Annotated in this window: 14 protein-coding genes; 3 read left to right on the plus strand and 11 right to left on the minus strand. The window is 66.6% G+C overall.

The genetic code is table 11. From position 1 onward, the window contains the following. The first annotated feature begins 306 nt into the window (after positions 1-306). The gene (locus G3I19_RS00665; protein ID WP_164258241.1) at positions 307-924 is read left to right on the plus strand and encodes a GNAT family N-acetyltransferase; all 618 of its coding nucleotides are present in this window, start codon (positions 307-309) and stop codon (positions 922-924) included. 87 nt (positions 925-1011) lie between these two features. Here G3I19_RS00665 and trxA read toward each other — a convergent pair whose 3' ends face one another. The 7 genes from trxA to G3I19_RS00700 all read right to left on the minus strand — a co-directional run bounded on the left by trxA (position 1012) and on the right by G3I19_RS00700 (position 10493). Further along, on the minus strand, positions 1012-1359 hold the full coding sequence (gene trxA, locus G3I19_RS00670) for a thioredoxin (protein ID WP_164258243.1): 348 nt from the start codon (positions 1357-1359) through the stop codon (positions 1012-1014). A gap of 49 nt (positions 1360-1408) precedes the next feature. Beyond that, positions 1409-2383 (minus strand): thioredoxin-disulfide reductase, encoded by a 975-nt coding sequence (gene trxB / locus G3I19_RS00675; protein ID WP_164258245.1) that lies wholly within the window; start codon positions 2381-2383, stop codon positions 1409-1411. Positions 2384-2489: 106 nt separating this feature from the next. After that, the gene (locus G3I19_RS00680; protein ID WP_164258247.1) at positions 2490-3395 is read right to left on the minus strand and encodes a hypothetical protein; all 906 of its coding nucleotides are present in this window, start codon (positions 3393-3395) and stop codon (positions 2490-2492) included. Beyond that, the gene (sigM, locus tag G3I19_RS00685) at positions 3392-4105 is read right to left on the minus strand and encodes an RNA polymerase sigma factor SigM (RefSeq protein WP_164258249.1); all 714 of its coding nucleotides are present in this window, start codon (positions 4103-4105) and stop codon (positions 3392-3394) included. Before sigM ends, G3I19_RS00680 begins: the two co-directional genes overlap by 4 nt. Before the next feature lie 25 nt (positions 4106-4130). After that, positions 4131-5864, minus strand: coding sequence for a protein kinase family protein (locus tag G3I19_RS00690; RefSeq protein ID WP_164258251.1), 1734 nt, complete (start codon positions 5862-5864; stop codon positions 4131-4133). A gap of 128 nt (positions 5865-5992) precedes the next feature. Further along, on the minus strand, positions 5993-8152 hold the full coding sequence (murJ, locus tag G3I19_RS00695; protein WP_164258253.1) for a murein biosynthesis integral membrane protein MurJ: 2160 nt from the start codon (positions 8150-8152) through the stop codon (positions 5993-5995). 46 nt (positions 8153-8198) lie between these two features. Continuing rightward, positions 8199-10493 carry a DUF6049 family protein gene (locus G3I19_RS00700; protein ID WP_164258255.1) on the minus strand — a complete coding sequence of 765 codons (2295 nt, stop codon included), beginning with the start codon at positions 10491-10493 and terminating at the stop codon, positions 8199-8201. Positions 10494-10681: 188 nt separating this feature from the next. Between G3I19_RS00700 and G3I19_RS00705 the strand changes: the two genes are divergently transcribed. After that, positions 10682-12124, plus strand: coding sequence for a CCA tRNA nucleotidyltransferase (locus tag G3I19_RS00705; RefSeq protein ID WP_164258257.1), 1443 nt, complete (start codon positions 10682-10684; stop codon positions 12122-12124). A gap of 90 nt (positions 12125-12214) precedes the next feature. Here the strand turns inward: G3I19_RS00705 and G3I19_RS00710 are convergent, their stop codons facing one another. The 4 genes from G3I19_RS00710 to G3I19_RS38190 form a co-directional block, all read right to left on the minus strand. Next, a complete protein-coding gene (locus G3I19_RS00710) occupies positions 12215-12772 on the minus strand; it encodes a hypothetical protein (protein WP_164258259.1) in 558 nt (185 codons plus the stop codon). A 215-nt stretch (positions 12773-12987) separates the two neighbouring features. Then, the gene (locus G3I19_RS00715) at positions 12988-14070 is read right to left on the minus strand and encodes an inositol-3-phosphate synthase (protein ID WP_164258261.1); all 1083 of its coding nucleotides are present in this window, start codon (positions 14068-14070) and stop codon (positions 12988-12990) included. Between the two features lie 49 nt (positions 14071-14119). Further along, positions 14120-14794, minus strand: coding sequence for a PadR family transcriptional regulator (locus G3I19_RS00720; protein ID WP_164258263.1), 675 nt, complete (start codon positions 14792-14794; stop codon positions 14120-14122). Between the two features lie 528 nt (positions 14795-15322). Beyond that, complete coding sequence (locus G3I19_RS38190; RefSeq protein ID WP_343234941.1) at positions 15323-15559, minus strand: hypothetical protein; 237 nt, start codon at positions 15557-15559, stop codon at positions 15323-15325. Positions 15560-15574: 15 nt separating this feature from the next. Between G3I19_RS38190 and G3I19_RS00725 the strand changes: the two genes are divergently transcribed. Next, positions 15575-17911, plus strand: a complete 2337-nt coding sequence (locus G3I19_RS00725) for a transglycosylase domain-containing protein (protein WP_343234942.1) — start codon at positions 15575-15577, stop codon at positions 17909-17911. The last annotated feature ends 116 nt before the right edge of the window (positions 17912-18027 follow it).

Below are 18027 nucleotides of genomic sequence, written 5' to 3' on the forward strand. Positions count from 1 at the left end.
TGCGGCTGGGATTTACTCGAAAGGCGGAGCGTGTCCGGTAGGCCGGAACACGCCCCGCCCTTTGCTTTCTCACGGTATCCGTCCGATCGCCGGGATGGATACGATGCGTTCTGGTATGGCGCATCGACCTTGATCCATTGCGGAGGGAGGGCAGGGGCCCATGCGCACGGTGAACCGCAGCCGACTGGTGACTGCTGGACTGGGACTAGGAGTGTTCGGCGGATTCGTCGGCAGCTTGCTCAGGGAGTGGAGCGTGCTGAGCGCCGCTTATGAAGCGGCGGGTGAAGGAAGCGAGGAACACCGTTCATGGGGCGTCGGCTTGTACCGCTCACGCTGGACAACCTTCCGGACCTTCCCCGGCGTTGCCGTTCATGTGTCTTCTGGGAGCTCGATCCAGTCAGTGGGGACGCCGCGGTAAAGGCGGGTACGCCGGAGCTGGAGAAGGAAGCATGGATCTCGGCCGTGCTGCTGGAGTGGGGTTCCTGCGGCCGCGTCGTGTACGTCGATGACGTGCCGGCGGGTTTCGTTCTCTATGCGCCGCCCGCCTATGTGCCACGTTCGCTGGCTTTCCCGACGAGTCCCGTCTCTCCTGATGCCGTGCAGCTGATAACCGCGTGGATCTCGCCTGCGTATCAGGGCCAGGGACTGGGGCGGGTGCTGGTGCAGACGGTGGCCAAGGATCTGCTGCGGAGGAACTTCAAGGCGATCGAGGTGTTCGGCGATGCCCGGTGGAAGGAGCCCGCTTGTCTGCTCCCCGCGGATCATCTGCTGTCGGTCGGATTCAAGACGGTCCGGCCGCACCCGAACTACCCGAGGCTGCGACTTGAGTTGCGTACGACCCTGTCCTGGAAAGAAGACGTGGAGCTTGCCCTGGACCGGCTCTTGGGCGCGGTGAAGAAAGACCCTGTACTGCGTCCGCTGTGAGGATGGCTCTCACAGAAGCCGCCGCAATGCGAAAACAGGGGCCGCCCTCTCGAGGGCGGCCCCTGTTTCACGTGAAACATAGGTGCGTCAGGACTTGATGGCCTCATCGCCGATGAAGCTCTCCAGGTCGCGAACGATTGCGGCCTTGGGCTTGGCGCCGACGATCGTCTTGGCGACCTCGCCGCTCTGGTAGACGTTGAGCGTCGGAATGGACATCACGCCGTACTTCGCGGCAGTGCCCGGGTTCTCGTCGATGTTGAGCTTGACGATCTCGATCTGGTCGCCGTACTCGGCTGCGATTGCCTCGAGAGACGGGGCGATCTGACGGCACGGACCGCACCAGGCGGCCCAGAAGTCGACCAGTACGGGCTTGCTGCTCTTGAGGACGTCCTGCTCGAAGGAATCGTCAGTCACGTTCTTCAGGGTGCCGGCCACGGCGGGCTCCTCTTTCTTCACTGGGTGTTCGGGATGGGGAATGCGGTGATCAGATGCTGGCGATCTTCTCGGGCTCTGCGGCCTTCTCGCTGTCGGCGAGGGCCGAGAGGAAGCGCTCGGCGTCGAGGGCGGCGGAGCAGCCTGTCCCAGCAGCTGTGATGGCCTGCCGGTAGGTGTGGTCAACGACGTCACCAGCGCCGAAGACACCCGTGAGGTTGGTCCGGGTCGAAGGTGCGTCGACCTGCAGATATCCCTCGTCGTCCAGGTCCAGCTGGCCCTTGAACAGTTCGGTGCGCGGGTCGTGGCCGACAGCGATGAACAGGCCCGTCACCGGAAGCTCAGAGGTCTTTCCGGTCTTGGTGTCGCGCAGCGTCAGGCTGGAGAGCTTCTGCTCGCCGTGGATCACAGCCACCTCACTGTCCCAGGCGAACTTGATCTTCGGGTCGGCGATGGCACGTTCCTGCATGGCCTTGGAGGCGCGCAAGGTGTCCCGGCGGTGGACGATGGTGACGGACTTGGCGAACCGGGAGAGGAAGGTGGCCTCCTCCATCGCGGTGTCACCGCCGCCCACGACGGCGATGTCCTGGTCCTTGAAGAAGAAACCGTCGCAGGTGGCACACCAGGAGACGCCGCGTCCGGAGAGCGCGTCCTCGTTCGGCAGGCCCAGCTTGCGGTGCTGCGAACCGGTCGTGACGATGACGGCCTTCGCGCGGTGCACAGTACCGGCGGTGTCGGTGACGGTCTTGATCTCGCCGGTCAGATCGACGGCCACGATGTCGTCCGGGACCAGCTCGGCACCGAAGCGCTCCGCCTGGGCGCGCATGCTGTCCATCAGGTCGGGCCCCATGATGCCGTCCTGGAATCCGGGGAAGTTCTCCACCTCGGTGGTGTTCATGAGCGCACCACCAGCGGTGACTGCACCTTCGAAGACCAGCGGCTGCAGTGACGCGCGCGCGGTGTAGAGCGCGGCGGTGTAACCGGCGGGCCCGGAGCCGATAATGATCACGTTACGGACGTCGCTCACGGGTTTCTTCCTCGTCTCTGCGGACTGCTTGCTGCCGACTGGGGCCAGGTCCAGCGGACTCTCACCCCACCCAACGGATCCTACGGGGCGTGCATTCCCGAGAGGGTCAGCCGCGGGGATAGACGCGGGTCAGGAGCACCTTGCCGCGAGGGGACGGTGTGGTGTGCACGCAGGCCGCGTCGACAACATAAGCCTGGACCCGGCTGGAGTCAGTGGGGTGCGGCAGCACGACGAGGAAGGCATCGGAGCCCTTGTAGGTGCCCTTCTGCGCGGCGATCGGACCTTCCTCGCGGCCTATGCCCTTCTCCACGCAGGGTGGCACGGCCACATCGAGGCCGTTCTTGAGCGTTGTCGGGCCGGAGTCCATGTGGACCGATGGAGTCTTCTTCTCCTGTGGGGCGACCGTCGAGGCGGTGGCATCCGAGGCGAGCAGGGAGTGCACCTGGCCCTGCAGGGCAGCATCGACGAAGACGGGTGTCCCTCCGCGCTTGGATGCCTTTTCCGCAGCGCTGGTGTCTCCACCCGACGTGGCGGGTGACGACTGGAGGAAGAACACACCGATACCGATGACAGCCGCCCCGAAGGCCGCGCTGAGAGCAGCGACATGACGCCGCCGGGCCGCGCTGGCTCGCCCGGGGCCTGTGGCGGCACGCGGACGGCCTGACGGGCGTTTGCCGCGAATGGGTTCCGTAACCCCCGTACCCCGGGATGAGAGCGCTGTTTCACGTGAAACATGCGCCACGCCTTCGTGCGGGGTGGCCTCGGTCGCGGGTTCCGCGGCCAGCGCCGCATCGATCCGCTCAGCGACATCGGCCGGCATCGGAGCGGGTGCGGGCGTCGTAGCCAGCAGCTCCTGAATCTCCTGGAGAGTGGCACTGATATCGGAACAGAGTGAACAAGCGTCGATGTGCTGTCGCACGTGCTCTGCGCGGGATGGCGCAAGGAGACCTTCAGCGAGATCGGCGATCTCCGCGGCATCGGGATGCTGAGACGTGTCGGCCGTCGATGTCATGCGCGTCCACCTCCGCCCTTCACTGCAGCAGGATTCTGTGGTCCCGCCTCTTTCGGTTTCGACGCAGGTGGGACGGATGCTCCCGGCTTCCGGTTCCTTCCCTCGTCGGCCCGGCGCTCGTTTGTCGTTTCTGCAGGCCGTGGGCGTAGGTGGGCGAGGAGGGGCAGGAGTCTCGCCCGGCCGCGTGCGCAGCGACTCTTCACGGTGCCCGTCGGCACATCGAGGATCCGGGCGGCCTCCGCCACCGGGTAGCCCTGCATGTCGACGAGGACCAGGGCGGCGCGCTGGTCCGCGGGCAGGGTGGTCATGGCCTTGATCAGTTCACGGTGCAGATCCTGGCGCTCTGCCGGTGCCTCGGCGGATTCATGAGGTTCGAGAAGCTGATCGAGGCGTTCCGTGTCGTCGACGGGTGAGGTCTTGCGTGTCGCGGCTTTGCGGGCTCGATCCAGGCAGGCGTTGACCGTGATGCGGTGCAGCCAGGTGGTGACGGCTGACTGGCCACGAAACGTATGGGCGGCGCGATAGGCGGACACCAAGGCGTCCTGAACGGCGTCTGCGGCCTCTTCGCGGTCGCCGAGCGTACGCAGTGCCACGGCCCAGAGCCGGTCTCGGTGGCGGCGTACCAGCTCACCGAAGGCGTCGGCGTCGCCTGCGACGTGGGCGTCCAGCAGCTCCTGGTCGTCGGCGGTACCGAGCGCGGTGTCGTCCAACGGTGAGCCCCTCCCCTGTCCCTGATCAGCCGGAGAACTTCACATCCGTTATGGCCTGCTTGTAGCCCGCGTCGCTGTACTGGTCTCTGGGCGAATCCGGCATGGCCGTGATCCAGACCAGTACATAGCGCGTGTTCACCGGTTTGGCGGCCTTGAAACGCGCTGTGGTGCCATCGGTGGTCGTAGAAGTGATCTTCTTCATTGAGTTCAGGGACGCGGAGGGGGACAACGAGCCGGCCGCGTACAGGGAGATCGCGGTCTCGTTGCCCGAGTAGCGCAGCCCTATGGAGGCAGCCGACACATCCTTCGCGGAACCCAGGTCGTAGACGATCCCCACGCCCTGCTTGAAGGGCGCCAGCTGGGGGCCGTCCTTGAAGGAGTAGGTGCGCCAGTACGTCGAGCTGTCGCCGTCGTAGGTGTTCCCGACGTCGGCGGGGTGCTGGGCCTTCCCGTCCGGGTAGTACTCGGCTGCGTCCTTGACCGGGAGGGGCTGTAGGGCCTTCTGCTCGCCGGTGCCGTTGTTGTTGCCGTTGTTGGTCTGGTTGGTGCCGGTGTCGTTGGAACCCTTGTCCCGGTCCAGCAGCCTGTCGGCGAGCTGCCAGCTGCCCAGGCCCAGCGCGGCGATCAGCAGCGCCGAGACGGACCACTTGAGCACCTTGCCGGTGCGGCCCTGGAGGGGCGGCGGAGGAGCGGCCACCGGCTGGGTGGGCGCAACCCTGGCACCGGTCGTCGGACGGCCGTAGGTGCCCTGCTGGTAATTCGTGCGCTGGTACTCGGGCGGCGGGGTGTAAGCGGGTTCCGGCGGACGGATCCGGGGCATGGCGGCGACGGCCTTGGCGAGCTCGTCGGGGGTGGTGCAGGGCGGTTCCTGGCGGGATGCGGTGGCGCCGTCGTTGGCCAGGGCCCGCATCGCGATCTCCGAGAGACCGCGGTTGACGCCGGCCCGTACCTGGTCCGGGGGGATCAGGCCGACGCCCTTGGGCAGACCGGAGAGACCGTAGGCATCGGTCTCGTAGGGCCAGCGCTGCGTCAGTGCGGCATACAGCAGGGCTCCGACGGCCTCTGTGTCGGTCCGCTGCGGGGTGTCCGACGTGATGCCCCGCAGGGCCGCGTTCACTGCGAGACCGCGGATGCGGTACTGGCCGGAAGAGGTACGCAGAACAGCGCTGGGCGTGAGCCTGAGGTGGGACAGGCCCTCGCGGTGCGCGGCGGCCATGGCCTGTGAGACCTGGCTGACGAGCTGGTAGGCGTCGTGCGCCTCCAGGGGGCCGGAGGCGAGCAGCGCGGTGATTTCTGTCGCGTCGGGCAGCCATTCGTGCACGACGTAGACGAGATCGTTCTCCTCGACGGCATCCAGGACCTGCACGAAGCGCGGGTCACCGAGGAGCGCGGAGGACCGTGCCGCCGCGAGCACGGCACGTGCCCGGGCGTGATCAGCGGGGAGCAGATGCACACCGACAGCGCGCCGGAGCTTCTCGTCGACCGCACGCCAGCTGCTGAAGCCGTCCAGACGGGTGACGCACTCCTCGAGCCGGTAGCGTTTGGCGAGCTTGTGCCCGCTGTGCAGGTCGGGCGCCGCCGCGGGCTCCGTCGGCTTCTTCTCGCTCTCCTCGTCCTGGGCGCCTTCACCGGCCGTGGTGTCAGCCGTTTCCTGAGGTTCCACCGTGCCGTCGGCCGTGGCCTTGTCCGCCTTGGCGGCCAGCGGCTTGTCACCGCTGTTGTCGGCCACGTCGACGGCAGCCGTGCTACGTTCCGCCACCGTCGTTCCTGCCTCCCCATCCGTTGCGCGCTGTCGGCCAGTCTGCAAAGCCATGCCAATTGTGCCCACAGTCCGGCGCTATGCACGACACGCGGCGTCGGACGATGGTTGTGCGATCCGCTCGGTACCTAGCGGCCCAGGCGGCCGCGCACCATGGCAACCATTGAGTTGAGCTCGGCGATCCGCATGCGCTTCGCGGCGATGAAGAACACACCGAGCAGTACGGCGCCGCCGACGATCAGCGCTGCCAGCGAGCCCAGCACACCCTCTCCGAGAACCCGGATGACGGCGAATCCGACAGCTCCCCCGACGACGGCTCCCGGGAGGGAAGCCAGCGCGAGGCGGGCGTAGGTACGGAGGATGTGAGTCCCGTCCAGATCCCCGCCCAGACGGTTGCGGAGCCTTCGCCAGGCGATCCCGACGCCGACCGCGTAGGCCAGGCCGTAGGAGGCGGCCATGCCGACCACCGCCCACTGGGAGGGGAGGGCGACGTAGCAGAGCGCGGAGGCCGCAGCGTTGACCGCGGCGACGATGACCGTGTTGTAGAAGGGGGTGCGGGTGTCCTCGTACGCGTAGAAGCCACGCAGGACGACGTACTGCACCGAGTACGGGATCAGACCGAGGGCGAAGGCCATCAGGACGTAGCCCATGGATTCGGACGCCTGGACGCCGCTGGAGGCGAACAGGAGGGTGCAGACCGGCACGCCCAGGGCGAGGAACGCGAAAGAGACCGGAACGATCGCCACGGCGGAGTTCCGCAGTCCCTGCGAGATGTCGTCGCGGACCGCACCGATATCTCCGTCATTGGCGGCGCGGGAGATCCGCGGCAGCAGGGCCGCCATGACCGAGACGGTGATGATGGCCTGGGGCATCCCCCAGATCAGCTGCGCGTTCGAGTAGGCCATGATGCCTGCGCCGGACCGCCCGGAGTCCTTGCCGGCTGCGGTGGCGAGCTGGGTGACCACAAGGACACCCGCCTGGTTGGCGAGAACGAACAGAACCGTCCACTTGGCGAGCTTCACGGCCTTGCCGAGGCCGTGTCCGCGCCAGTCGAAGCGCGGGCGGAAGCGGAAACCCGCCTCACGCAGGTACGGGATCATCGACAGGGCCTGGACCGTCAGACCCAGCAGGGTTCCGATTCCGAGCAGCCGCACCCCGTCGGCCGGGATGGTCGTCACCTTCATGTGGGAGTCCGCGGAGGTGCCGTAGACCCAGATGAACAGTCCGAAGGTGAAGATCATGACGATGTTGTTGAGGACCGGGGTCCACATCATCGCGCCGAACTTCCCGCGGGCGTTCAGGATCTGCCCCATCACGACGTGCACGCCCATGAAGAAGATGGTGGGCAGGCAGTAGCGCGCGAAGGTGACGGCGACGTTGTTGGCCGCAGGGTCGTCGGCGATCGGCAGGGACATCAGCCGGATCAGCAGGGGAGCCGCGAAGACCGCGATGCCGACGATGACTCCGAGAGCCACCATGACGACGGTGAGCAGCCGGTTGGCGTACGCCTCGCCCCCGTCGTCGTCCTCCTTCATCGAGCGCACCAGTTGCGGCACGAACACTGAGTTGAGGCCGCCGCCCACGGTCAGGATGTAGATCATCGTGGGCAGCGTGTAGGCCACGGTGAAGGAGTCGCCGAGCGTCGCCGCACCCAGCGCCGCAGTGATCACCATGGTGCGTACGAAGCCGGTGAGGCGGGAGACCAGGGTCCCGGCGGCCATCACCGCGCTGGACTTCAGCAGACCGGACGCTCCGCCCGACTTCTCGGGAGGCGGGGCAGGGGCGGGCTCCTGCGGGTCTCCGGGCGGCGGAACGGGGGCGGCCCCCTGCTGGTCCCGGAACAGGTGCGCGAACGCGTCCTGCTGTTCCGGTTCGTCGGCGGCCTGTGTCACCAGGTCGTCGACCCCGACGAACTGGGTCGTCGCGTCGTCCCCGTACGGAAGGTAGCGGGACGGGCCGCCCGGCTCGGGTGCCGGTGTCTGGGCCCAGACACGCGGATCCGGCGGGTACTGCGCGGTCGGCGGCTGCTGGTACATCGGCTGCGGCTCGGTGTATGTCCCGGGGGGAGGCGGCGGGTGGGACGCACGGTCGTAGAGCGCATCCGCCACCGGGTCCTGGGCACCGAGGTCGTGCGCCCCGTACGGGTCGTAGCTGTAGGCGTCCTGGACATACGGATCAGGGGCGGGCTGATTCTGGCCCGCTGCGGGGGGCTCGGGGGGTGTCCCACCGGAATACGCAGCCCCGCCCCCAGCACCCTGGTCACGGTCACCGTCGTACGGCGCGTTCATTGGTTACCCCACCTCATCGTCCCCGGCCGGCCGGCCACGACATCGCTCAACGGTCCACTTTCTCACCCGTGCCCGGCGGGTCGCCGTTTTCCGCTCCGGTGTCCGCCTCCGGGTCACTCGGCTGCTCCGGGTCATCGCCCCCGGCAGCGGCCGCACGAGCGGCAGTCCGCTTGCGGTGCGTGTACATCCTGATTCCGGCGAGTACCAGAAGCAGCAGCCCACCGGCGATCACCAGCATGACCGTCAGTGTCATCTCCGAGACTGTCACTGTGAAGGGCATTGCCTTCGCAGTGCCGTACGGCGTGCCGTCCTCGGTGAAGAGCTGGGCGTACACCCTGACGGGCCCGTTGGCGTTGATCGATGTCGTGAACTTCACCGTCTGGCTGTGGCCGCCCGCGATCTCCAGAGGCTGTTCGGCGACGGCGGCCTTGTCGTCTCCCAGCTGCAGACGGTTGGGGCTGGTCGAGCGCAGCTTCAGTACCAGGTGCTTGACGGGCTGGAGCAGCTTGTTCTGCACGGTCACCGGGATCGTCGCGCTGCGTCCGGACAGCGTCATGTCGGACTTCTGGACGATCTGTACCTCGCCGGTGAGGCTCAGCAGATAGGACTGGACCCCGGTGCGGTAGGCGGCGGCGCCCTTGGCGTCACCGCGCCATGAGGTGGCCATGGACCGGTCCATGGCGTTACTGAACGGCGTCACCACCCGGTCGGGCTGGCTGAGGATGCCCTTGAAGTTGTCGAGGGTGGACTGGGTGGTCCTGACGTCCTGGAACGCCTTGACCGGCAATTCCTGACGGCGCAGGGACGACGGGTACGCAGAGGGGCCCGGCACCGTCGTCGTCGCGTCGGGGTCGGCTTTGGCCTTGGCCGCGTCGATGAGGTTGAGGGGCTGAGTCCAGCGGTTCTCGTCCAGCGCGCGGAGTGCGCTCGCCATCGACTGGGCCTGGCTGACGGAGGGCATCCGCTGGGGTGCGACGACGATGCTGCGCTGTTTGGAGGGTTCCTGAAGGGTCAGTGCCAGGGTCTGGGCGAGGTAGTTCTGCACTGCGAGAGTGGAGGCGCCTGCCTCGGACATGTCGCCCTGGAAGGCGTGGGAGAGCCTGGAGTCGGACACCACGGCCGTGGTGCCGCCGCCGATGGGGCGGGCCGCTGTGGGCGTGTACGGGAGCCCGGCGGTCTCCTGCAGGCTGTCGCTGCTGGCGATCACATTGTGCGCCCCTGCGGAGGTGGCCACATCAACGATCGAGGGGTCGATCGCGCCACTGGCCGGCCAGGCGAAATCGGTGGACGCCTTCACATGCAGGATCGTCTGCACGGTCGTGCCCGCGATCTCGGTGGCCGACTGCAGATGGCTCAGAGCGCCGGGAACGTTCTTGCCGTGGTGTGCCAGGGAGGCAAGATCGGGATCCGCGAACGGCAGCGCGACGACCTTCTGGCCCTTGACCGCGTCCTCCAGGTCGCTCAGCCATTTCTTGGCGACGGCCTGGTTCTTGCCCGCGACCTGGGTGTTCCCGACCTGGATCTGATAGTTCCGGGTCATCGCGTCGACGCTCGCCAGCAGATCCGGGTCGATGACCCAGGTGACGGGCAGGGACCGGCCCAGCGAGACCATCTGCTCCAGCCGGCCGCCGGGCGCGAGCTCCTCAGCCAGATCGTCGTTCTCGAAGACCGGCGTCTGCTGGGCGTCGGTACTGGTCTCCGCTCGCAGATGAACCTTCGAGATCAGCGGCCACACCGAGGTGATCTGGGTCCTGTGGCTCTGCGCCGTTGGCTGCCACGGGAGGAAGGTCCGCTGGATGCCGAGCACCTGCTCGTAGGGGGCGCTGGGTGTCTGGCCGGAAAGGGAGACCCCGAGTTGGTAGACACCGTCCGCACCGAGATCCAGCTCGCTCACGGGGACCGAGATCGAGAAGTCCTCACTGATCCCTGCCGGCAGTTTCGCGAATTTCTCCGTGTACTTGCCGCCGACCTCGCGGGGGTCGGCACCTGTCAGGTCAGAGGCGTGCTTCGCCGCGTCATCGATGGCTGCGCGGCCGGCCAGACGCGGGCCCACTCGAACACCGACGTGGGCGTCGGTGACGGCTTCCTTGCGCTTGTTGGTCACTGTGCCCGTGATGGTGACGGTGTCGCCCTTCACCGGCGCGCTGGGTGACAGGGCATCGAGACTGACAGCCACGGCGCCGGTGCTCTGTGCGGTGACAGCGGCCTGTGCAGGAGCCGCTGCCGGACCGTAGAAAAGGCCCGCCATGAGCGTTCCACCGGCGAGCAGCGACGCTGTGCGCCGCAGCCACCGGCGGGCAGGAGAGAGAGTCGTCTCCTGGAAGTGTGCCGCCTCGGCCACGCGCTTGCCCGTCCCTCGTCTTCGTCTTCGTCAGCTGATTCGGTGGTTCTCGGTTGCTGCGTCCACGCATGGTAACGATGTGCCCTGGGCCTGAGTGCCGCGGACTGCTCCACATGATCAGAAGAGTGGTCGCAGCTGCCGGGAAATCGGGACGCTCCGGTCGGCACGGGCACGTACCCTTTTCTGTTGTGCCGAACGCCAATGATGACAATCCCAGTGCACTGAGTCAGGTGCAGCACCGCGCGGTCACAGAACTGCTGCGGGTGTCCCCGGTCGCAGATGACCTTGCCCGCCGTTTTGAGGATGCCGGGCACAGCCTCGCGCTGGTCGGAGGATCGGTCAGGGATGCGCTGCTCGGCCGGCTCGGCAATGACCTCGACTTCACCACCGACGCCCGACCCGACGATGTGCTGAAGATCGTCCGGCCCTGGGCCGATGCGGTGTGGGAGGTCGGGATCGCCTTCGGGACGGTCGGCTGCCAGAAGGACGGCTATCTGATCGAGGTCACGACGTATCGCTCCGAGGCGTACGACAGGACCTCGCGGAAGCCGGAGGTGTCGTACGGCGATTCCATCGAGGAAGATCTTCTGCGCCGGGATTTCACAGTCAACGCCATGGCTGTCGCTCTTCCCGAGAAGGCTTTCATCGATCCGCACGGCGGCCTGGAGGACCTTGCCGGCCGGATGCTGCGTACCCCTGGCACTCCGGAGGACTCGTTCTCCGATGATCCGCTGCGCATGATGCGGGCGGCCCGGTTCGCGGCTCAGCTGGACTTCGAGGTTGCGCCCGAGGTCGTCGCCGCGATGACGGCGATGTCCGAGCGCATCGGGATCGTCTCGGCGGAACGCGTACGTGACGAGCTCAACAAACTGCTGCTGTCCGCGAACCCGCGTAAGGGTCTCGCTCTGCTCGTCGACACCGGCCTTGCCGAATATGTGCTCCCTGAGCTTCCCGCGCTGCGTCTGGAGAGTGATGAGCACCACCGGCACAAGGATGTCTATGAGCACTCGCTGACCGTGCTGGAGCAGGCCATCGACCTGGAGCAGGACGGTCCTGATCTGGTGCTCCGGCTGGCGGCCCTGCTCCACGACATCGGTAAGCCCAGGACGCGGCGGTTCGAGAAGGACGGTGGTGTCTCCTTCCACCACCACGAGGTGGTGGGGGCGAAGCTGGCCAAGAAGCGCCTGACCGCACTCAAGTACTCCAATGACGTGGTGAAGGACGTCACCAAACTGGTGGAACTCCACCTGCGCTTCCACGGTTACGGGACCGGCGAGTGGACCGACTCGGCTGTACGGCGCTATGTACGTGACGCCGGGCCGATGCTGGAGCGGCTGCACAAGCTCACACGGTCGGACTGCACCACCCGGAACAAGCGCAAAGCCAATGCTCTGTCACGCGCGTACGACGGCCTGGAGGAGCGCATCGCGCATCTGCAGGAGCAGGAAGAGCTGGACTCGATCCGTCCCGACCTTGATGGCAACCAGATCATGGAGATCCTGGGTGTCGGGCCCGGGCCGGTGATCGGCAACGCCTACAAGTTCCTGCTTGAGCTGCGGCTGGAGAACGGGCCGATGGAGTACGACGTAGCGGTGACGGCACTCAAGGAGTGGTGGGCCGCGCAGAACTGAAGTCGTGTTTCACGTGAAACATGACGGACGGTACGGCGAAGGGGCGGTGTTTCACGTGAAACACCGCCCCTTCGTGGCTCCTGCGGCGGGCTACTTCTTGTAGTCCGTCAGGCAGAGCGTGAAGTCCTTGCTGCCACCGGTCTCGGTGTACGAGTTGTACTTGGTGCGGTCGCAGGTCTCGTCGCCGTCCTTCTTCTCGGCGACCTTGTACTGCGCCTTCGCGTCGTTGCAGTCCACGACTTCGAGTTCCGGGTTGGTATCGCTGGAGCTGCCTCGGTGCATGCAGTCGCCGACCTTGGCGGTGTCTGCATCGTCCTGGCTGGAGTACCAGCTGAAGGCCGCCACGCCGATCACGACCACGGCGATGACGACCCGCAGGATCATCTTGCCCTTGCCGCGTGACGGAGCCATCGGTGCCACCGGGGCCATGGGTATCTGGCCACCGCCCTGGTTGGGATACGGCGAGGGCTGCTGCGGGACGCCGGGCTGGCCCGGCTGTCCGTACGGCCCGGGCTGCTGCCCCGGCTGCCCGTAAGGGCCCGGCTGCTGTGGCTGCTGTCCGTACGGATTGCCGCCCTGGGGCTGTCCGTAGGGGCCATTGGGCTGCTGGGCGTATGGATTCTGGCCCTGGGGCGGCGGAGTAGACATGGTTGAGATCCCCCTTGAAGCGGTACGCGTATGCGCAGTTGTCGACGCCCGTAAAATAGCGGGTTGCTCCGACAGTTCTGTCACCGAGAAGGAGTCTGTGGCTCTGATGTGACACATACGTGCGTCGGAATCGGGCCATAGGCATGGAAAGAGCCCCGGACAGAGACTGTCCGGGGCTCTCAACGGTCAGCGTTCGACCGCTCTCAGATGGAGCTTCAGCGCTCGACCTCGCCCTTGATGAACTTCTCGACGTTCTCGTACGCCTCGTCGTCGAAGTACTGCACCGGCGGCGACTTCATGAAGTACGAGGAGGCGGAGAGGATCGGGCCGCCGATACCGCGGTCCTTGGCGATCTTCGCCGCACGCACGGCGTCGATGATGACACCGGCGGAGTTCGGGGAGTCCCACACCTCGAGCTTGTACTCGAGGTTCAGCGGAACGTCACCGAAGGCACGGCCCTCAAGGCGCACATACGCCCACTTGCGGTCGTCCAGCCAGGCGACGTAGTCCGAGGGGCCGATGTGCACGTTGTCGGCGCCCAGGTCACGGTCGCGGATCTGCGAGGTGACCGACTGCGTCTTGGAGATCTTCTTCGACTCCAGGCGGTCGCGCTCCAGCATGTTCTTGAAGTCCATGTTGCCGCCGACGTTCAGCTGCATGGTGCGCTCGAGGCGCACACCGCGGTCTTCGAAGAGCTTGGCCATGACGCGGTGCGTGATGGTGGCGCCCACCTGCGACTTGATGTCGTCGCCGACGATCGGCACGCCGGCCTCGGTGAACTTGTCCGCCCACTCCTTGGTGCCGGCGATGAACACCGGGAGAGCGTTGACGAACGCGACCTTGGCGTCGATGGCGCACTGCGCGTAGAACTTCGCGGCGACCTCGGAGCCGACGGGCAGGTAGCAGACGAGGACGTCCACCTGCTTGTCCTTGAGGACCTGGACGATGTCGACCGGGGCCTCGTCCGACTCCTCGATGGTCTCGCGGTAGTACTTGCCGAGACCGTCGTGGGTGTGGCCGCGCTGGACCGTCACACCGGTGTTCGGCACGTCGGTGATCTTGATGGTGTTGTTCTCACTGGCGCCGATGGCATCCGCGAGGTCGAGGCCGACCTTCTTCGCGTCGACATCGAAGGCGGCGACGAACTCGACGTCACCTACGTGGTAGTCGCCGAACTGGACGTGCATCAGACCGGGCACCTTGCCGGCCGGATCTGCGTCCTTGTAGTACTCGACGCCCTGCACCAGCGAGGCGGCGCAGTTGCCCACGCCGACGATGGCTACGCGAACCGAACCCATTCCGGTTGCTCCCTGTGTGTTCTCGACGAAGCCCTGCGGACGCAGAGCTTCACTTAGCGATGTCCTCGGACGGATCCGGCGGGGTGGTACCCCGATGCCGGGGCAGGCCGCCCGTATCTCCTGTTATGTCCTGCTGAGCGGCGTCGGGGGACCGTCGTTGATCCCGGCCCGCACGCTCGCTCTCGATGAGCTCGTTCAGCCAGCGCACTTCGCGCTCCACGGACTCCATGCCGTGCCGCTGCAGCTCAAGCGTGTAATCGTCCAGCCGCTCGCGCGTCCGGACCAGGGAGGCGCGCATCTTTTCGAGGCGCTCCTCCAGCCGGCTGCGGCGGCCTTCCAGCACCCGCATCCGCACCTCGCGCTCCGTCTGCCCGAAGAAGGCAAAACGTGCAGCGAAGTGCTCGTCCTCCCAGGTGTCGGGTCCGGTGTGCGAAAGGAGCTCTTCGAAGTGCTCCTTACCGTCCGCAGTCAACCTGTAGACGATCTTGGCGCGGCGTCCTGCGAGTGAAGCCGCCACTGCGTCCTCCGGGGCGCTGCCCGGTTCCTCGATCAACCAGCCGCTGGCGACCAGCGTCTTGAGGCAGGGGTAGAGGGTCCCGTAACTGAAGGCCCTGAAGATCCCCAGCGAGGTGTTCAGACGTTTGCGCAGCTCATAGCCGTGCATTGGAGACTCTCGGAGCAGACCGAGTACGGCGAATTCGAGGATGCCGGAGCGCCTGCTCAACCTTCGCCTCCTCTGTCGTCCGGGTCGCTTATGCCGTGCTGATGTATCGAGTCGATACATCAGCACGATAGAACGACCTCGCGTTTGCGACAAGGGGAGCTTTCGTGAGCGGCGTCACATCAATGATTCACAGGCATCAACTTGCCTGATTTGAGGCGAACCTCGGCAGTGGGAGGGGTTTGCGCGTGCGTAGTCTGTGCGGCATGCAGACCGCCGGGGACCGAGTGACACCAGGGGATGTCAGCCGTCTCGGTCCACGGATTGCAGCGCGTACGGGCCCCGCCGAGGGGCTGTGCGTACTGCGGATGTGCCCTGCCACAGGGCTGTCCGCGGATCGGGGGGACCGGAACTCAACTGCCGTTTCCAGGCGTTAGTGCCTGCCCGAGGAGTAGTCGTTCGATGAGCGAGCACCGTCGCAAACCGCCACAGTCGCAGAGTGGTGGACGTGCCGCGGCCAGACGAGAGGCCCAGCAGTCTTCCGGCCGCCGCGCAGCTCCCCCGGGAACCACCTCCGGGTCACCTTCCGCTTCAGCCGGCGAGGAGGAGCGCCCCTACGGCGGTCGCGCCGAAGCCAGACGGGCCGCCCAGCGCAGCGGAGGCGGACGCCGTCGCGCCGCTGAGGCCGGGGGCGGCGGCCGTGGTGGGCGGCGCGGTTCCGGTGGCGGCCGTGGTGGGCGCGGCGGCCGTGGCAGCGGCCCGGAAGGCGGTCGTGACCGTGGCCCGCAGAAGAAGAGGTTCATCGACTACCCGAGAGCGAATCTGCACGGCTGGCGTCACTGGGTGCCGTCCTGGCGGCTCGTGACCGGGCTGTTCGTCGGTTTCGGCGCCGGCGTTCTGGCCGCAGGCACCATCGCGTACGCCATGGTCGGCATCCCGGACGCCACCAAGACCTCGCAGGCGCAGAACAACGTGTACTACTGGTCCGACGGCAGCCAGATGGTCGCCACCGGTGGTGAGATCAACCGGCAGATCGTGCCGCTCTCGCAGATCCCCAGAGCGATGCAGAACGCGGTGGTCTCCGCCGAGAACAAGTCCTTCTACAAGGACAAGGGCATCGACCCCATGGGCATCGGCCGCGCCGTGTTCAACATGGCCAAGGGCGGTGAGACCCAGGGCGGCTCGACGATCACCCAGCAGTACGTGAAGAACTCGCGGCTCGGTCAGGAGCAGACGCTCAGCCGTAAGTTCAAGGAACTGTTCATCTCCATCAAAGTCGGTGCGAAGATGAACAAGAACGACATCATGAGCGACTACCTCAATACGTCGTACTACGGCCGGGGCGCTTACGGGATCCAGGCCGCGGCCCGTACGTACTTCGGGGTGGACTCCGAGAAGCTCAACCCGAGCCAGTGCGCGTTCCTCGCCACGCTGCTCAAGGGAGCCAGCTACTTCGACCCGGCGGGCGCCGTCGGGATCGACCCAGCGGCGACCCCGAAAGCCAATCTCCAGCGGGCCACCGACCGCTGGCGGTGGATCCTCGGCGAGATGGTCAAGGACGGCCGCCTGTCCGCTGCCGAGCGGGCGAAGTACAAGACGTTCCCGAAGGTGGACCCGCCGAAGAAGGACGCCCAGCTGGGCGGTCAGACCGGCTACCTCGTCGACCTGGCGAAGTCGTATTTCGTGAACAACAACAAGCAGGGCATCACATCCGATGACCTCGCCAAGGGCGGCTACCAGATCCACACGACCTTCGACAAGAAGAAGGTCAAGGCGCTGGAATCCTCCGTCGAGAAGGTACGCAAGGCCAACATCGACCCTGCCAAGCGGCCGAAGACCGACACGCATGTTCAGTTCGGCGGGGCGTCGGTGGACGCGCAGACCGGGGCCATCGCCGCCATCTACGGCGGCGAGGACGCGACCAAGCACTACACGAACAACGCGGACTACACCGGTGCCCAGGTCGGATCGACCTTCAAGGCGTTCGTGCTGGCCGCCGCCCTGGAGTACGGGAAGCGCAACCCGAGTCTCGACGCGGACCAGCCCGAGTCGGACCGTACGCCCGTCTCGCCCAAGAGCCTCTACAGCGGTCAGGACAATCTGAAGATCAGAAACTACGACGGCACCGTGTGGAAGAACAAGGAGGGCAAGGAGTGGCTCCAGCCGAACGACGAACACCAGTCCCTGGGCGGGGCTCCGGACTACCGCATCGATCTGCGTGAGGCCATGCGGGAGTCCGTGAACTCCGCATATGTCCAGCTCGGCATGGATGTCGGCACCGACAAGGTGCGCCAGGCCGCCATCGACGCCGGCCTGCGCGACGACAAGCAGAGCATGGCCAGCTCGGACTACCCCTCCTTCTCCATCGGCACCTCAAGCCCCAGCGCGATCCGGATGGCGGGCGCGTACGGCACCTTCGCCAACAACGGCCGGCAGAACGAGCCTTTCTCGGTCACCAAGGTCACCAGCGAGGGCAGGACCGTCTACCAGCACGAGCATGTGGAGAAGTCGGCGTTCTCGTCGGCCATCGCCAGCAACGTCACCAATGTGCTGAAGACCGTGGTCGACAAGGGCACCGGAACCGCTGCCAGGATCCCCGGCCGGCAGATCGCGGGAAAGACCGGCACCACCGACGGCAACAAGTCCGCCTGGTTCATCGGCTACACCCCGCAGCTCTCCACCGCCATCGACATGTACCGCTTCAACGACGACGCGAAGGGCCAGAACCGCCAGTTCGAGGAGATGTACGGCACCGGTGGTGAGGACCAGATCCACGGTGCCTCGTTCCCGGCGAAAATCTGGCACAACTACATGGCGCAGGCGCTCAAGAACACCCCTGCCAAGGACTTCCCGGCACCCGAACCGATCGGGAAGGTGGTCTACGGCAGCGGAGTCGCGAGCCCCAAGCCGACGCCGACACACTCGCCGTCGCCGACCCCGTCGCAGTCCTCTCCTTCGCCCAGCCCGTCCGAGACGCCCTCCCCGACGCCCTCTCCGACCGAGTCCTGCAACAAGTGGACGGACTGGACCTGCGGCAACGACGGCGGGACCGACGCGGGAACGGCGGACGGCGGAACCGACGGCGGCGCCAGCCCCACTCCCAGCGACACCTCCGACACCGGCGGTGATCCGGGCGGAGCCGGCGGCGGTGGCGGTTTCATCGGCGGGCCCGGCGGATGACAGCCCCCTGAGCCCACGCACCTGATCAGGGCTCGGTCCCCACCACGAGGGCCGTCACAGCTCATCCGCTGTGGCGGCCCTTCCGGCTGTGCGGCCGCCCGCTGCTGCGGCCCTCC

The sequence above is a fragment of the Streptomyces sp. SID10853 genome (assembly GCF_010548145.1).
Taxonomy (GTDB): Bacteria; Actinomycetota; Actinomycetes; order Streptomycetales; family Streptomycetaceae; genus Streptomyces.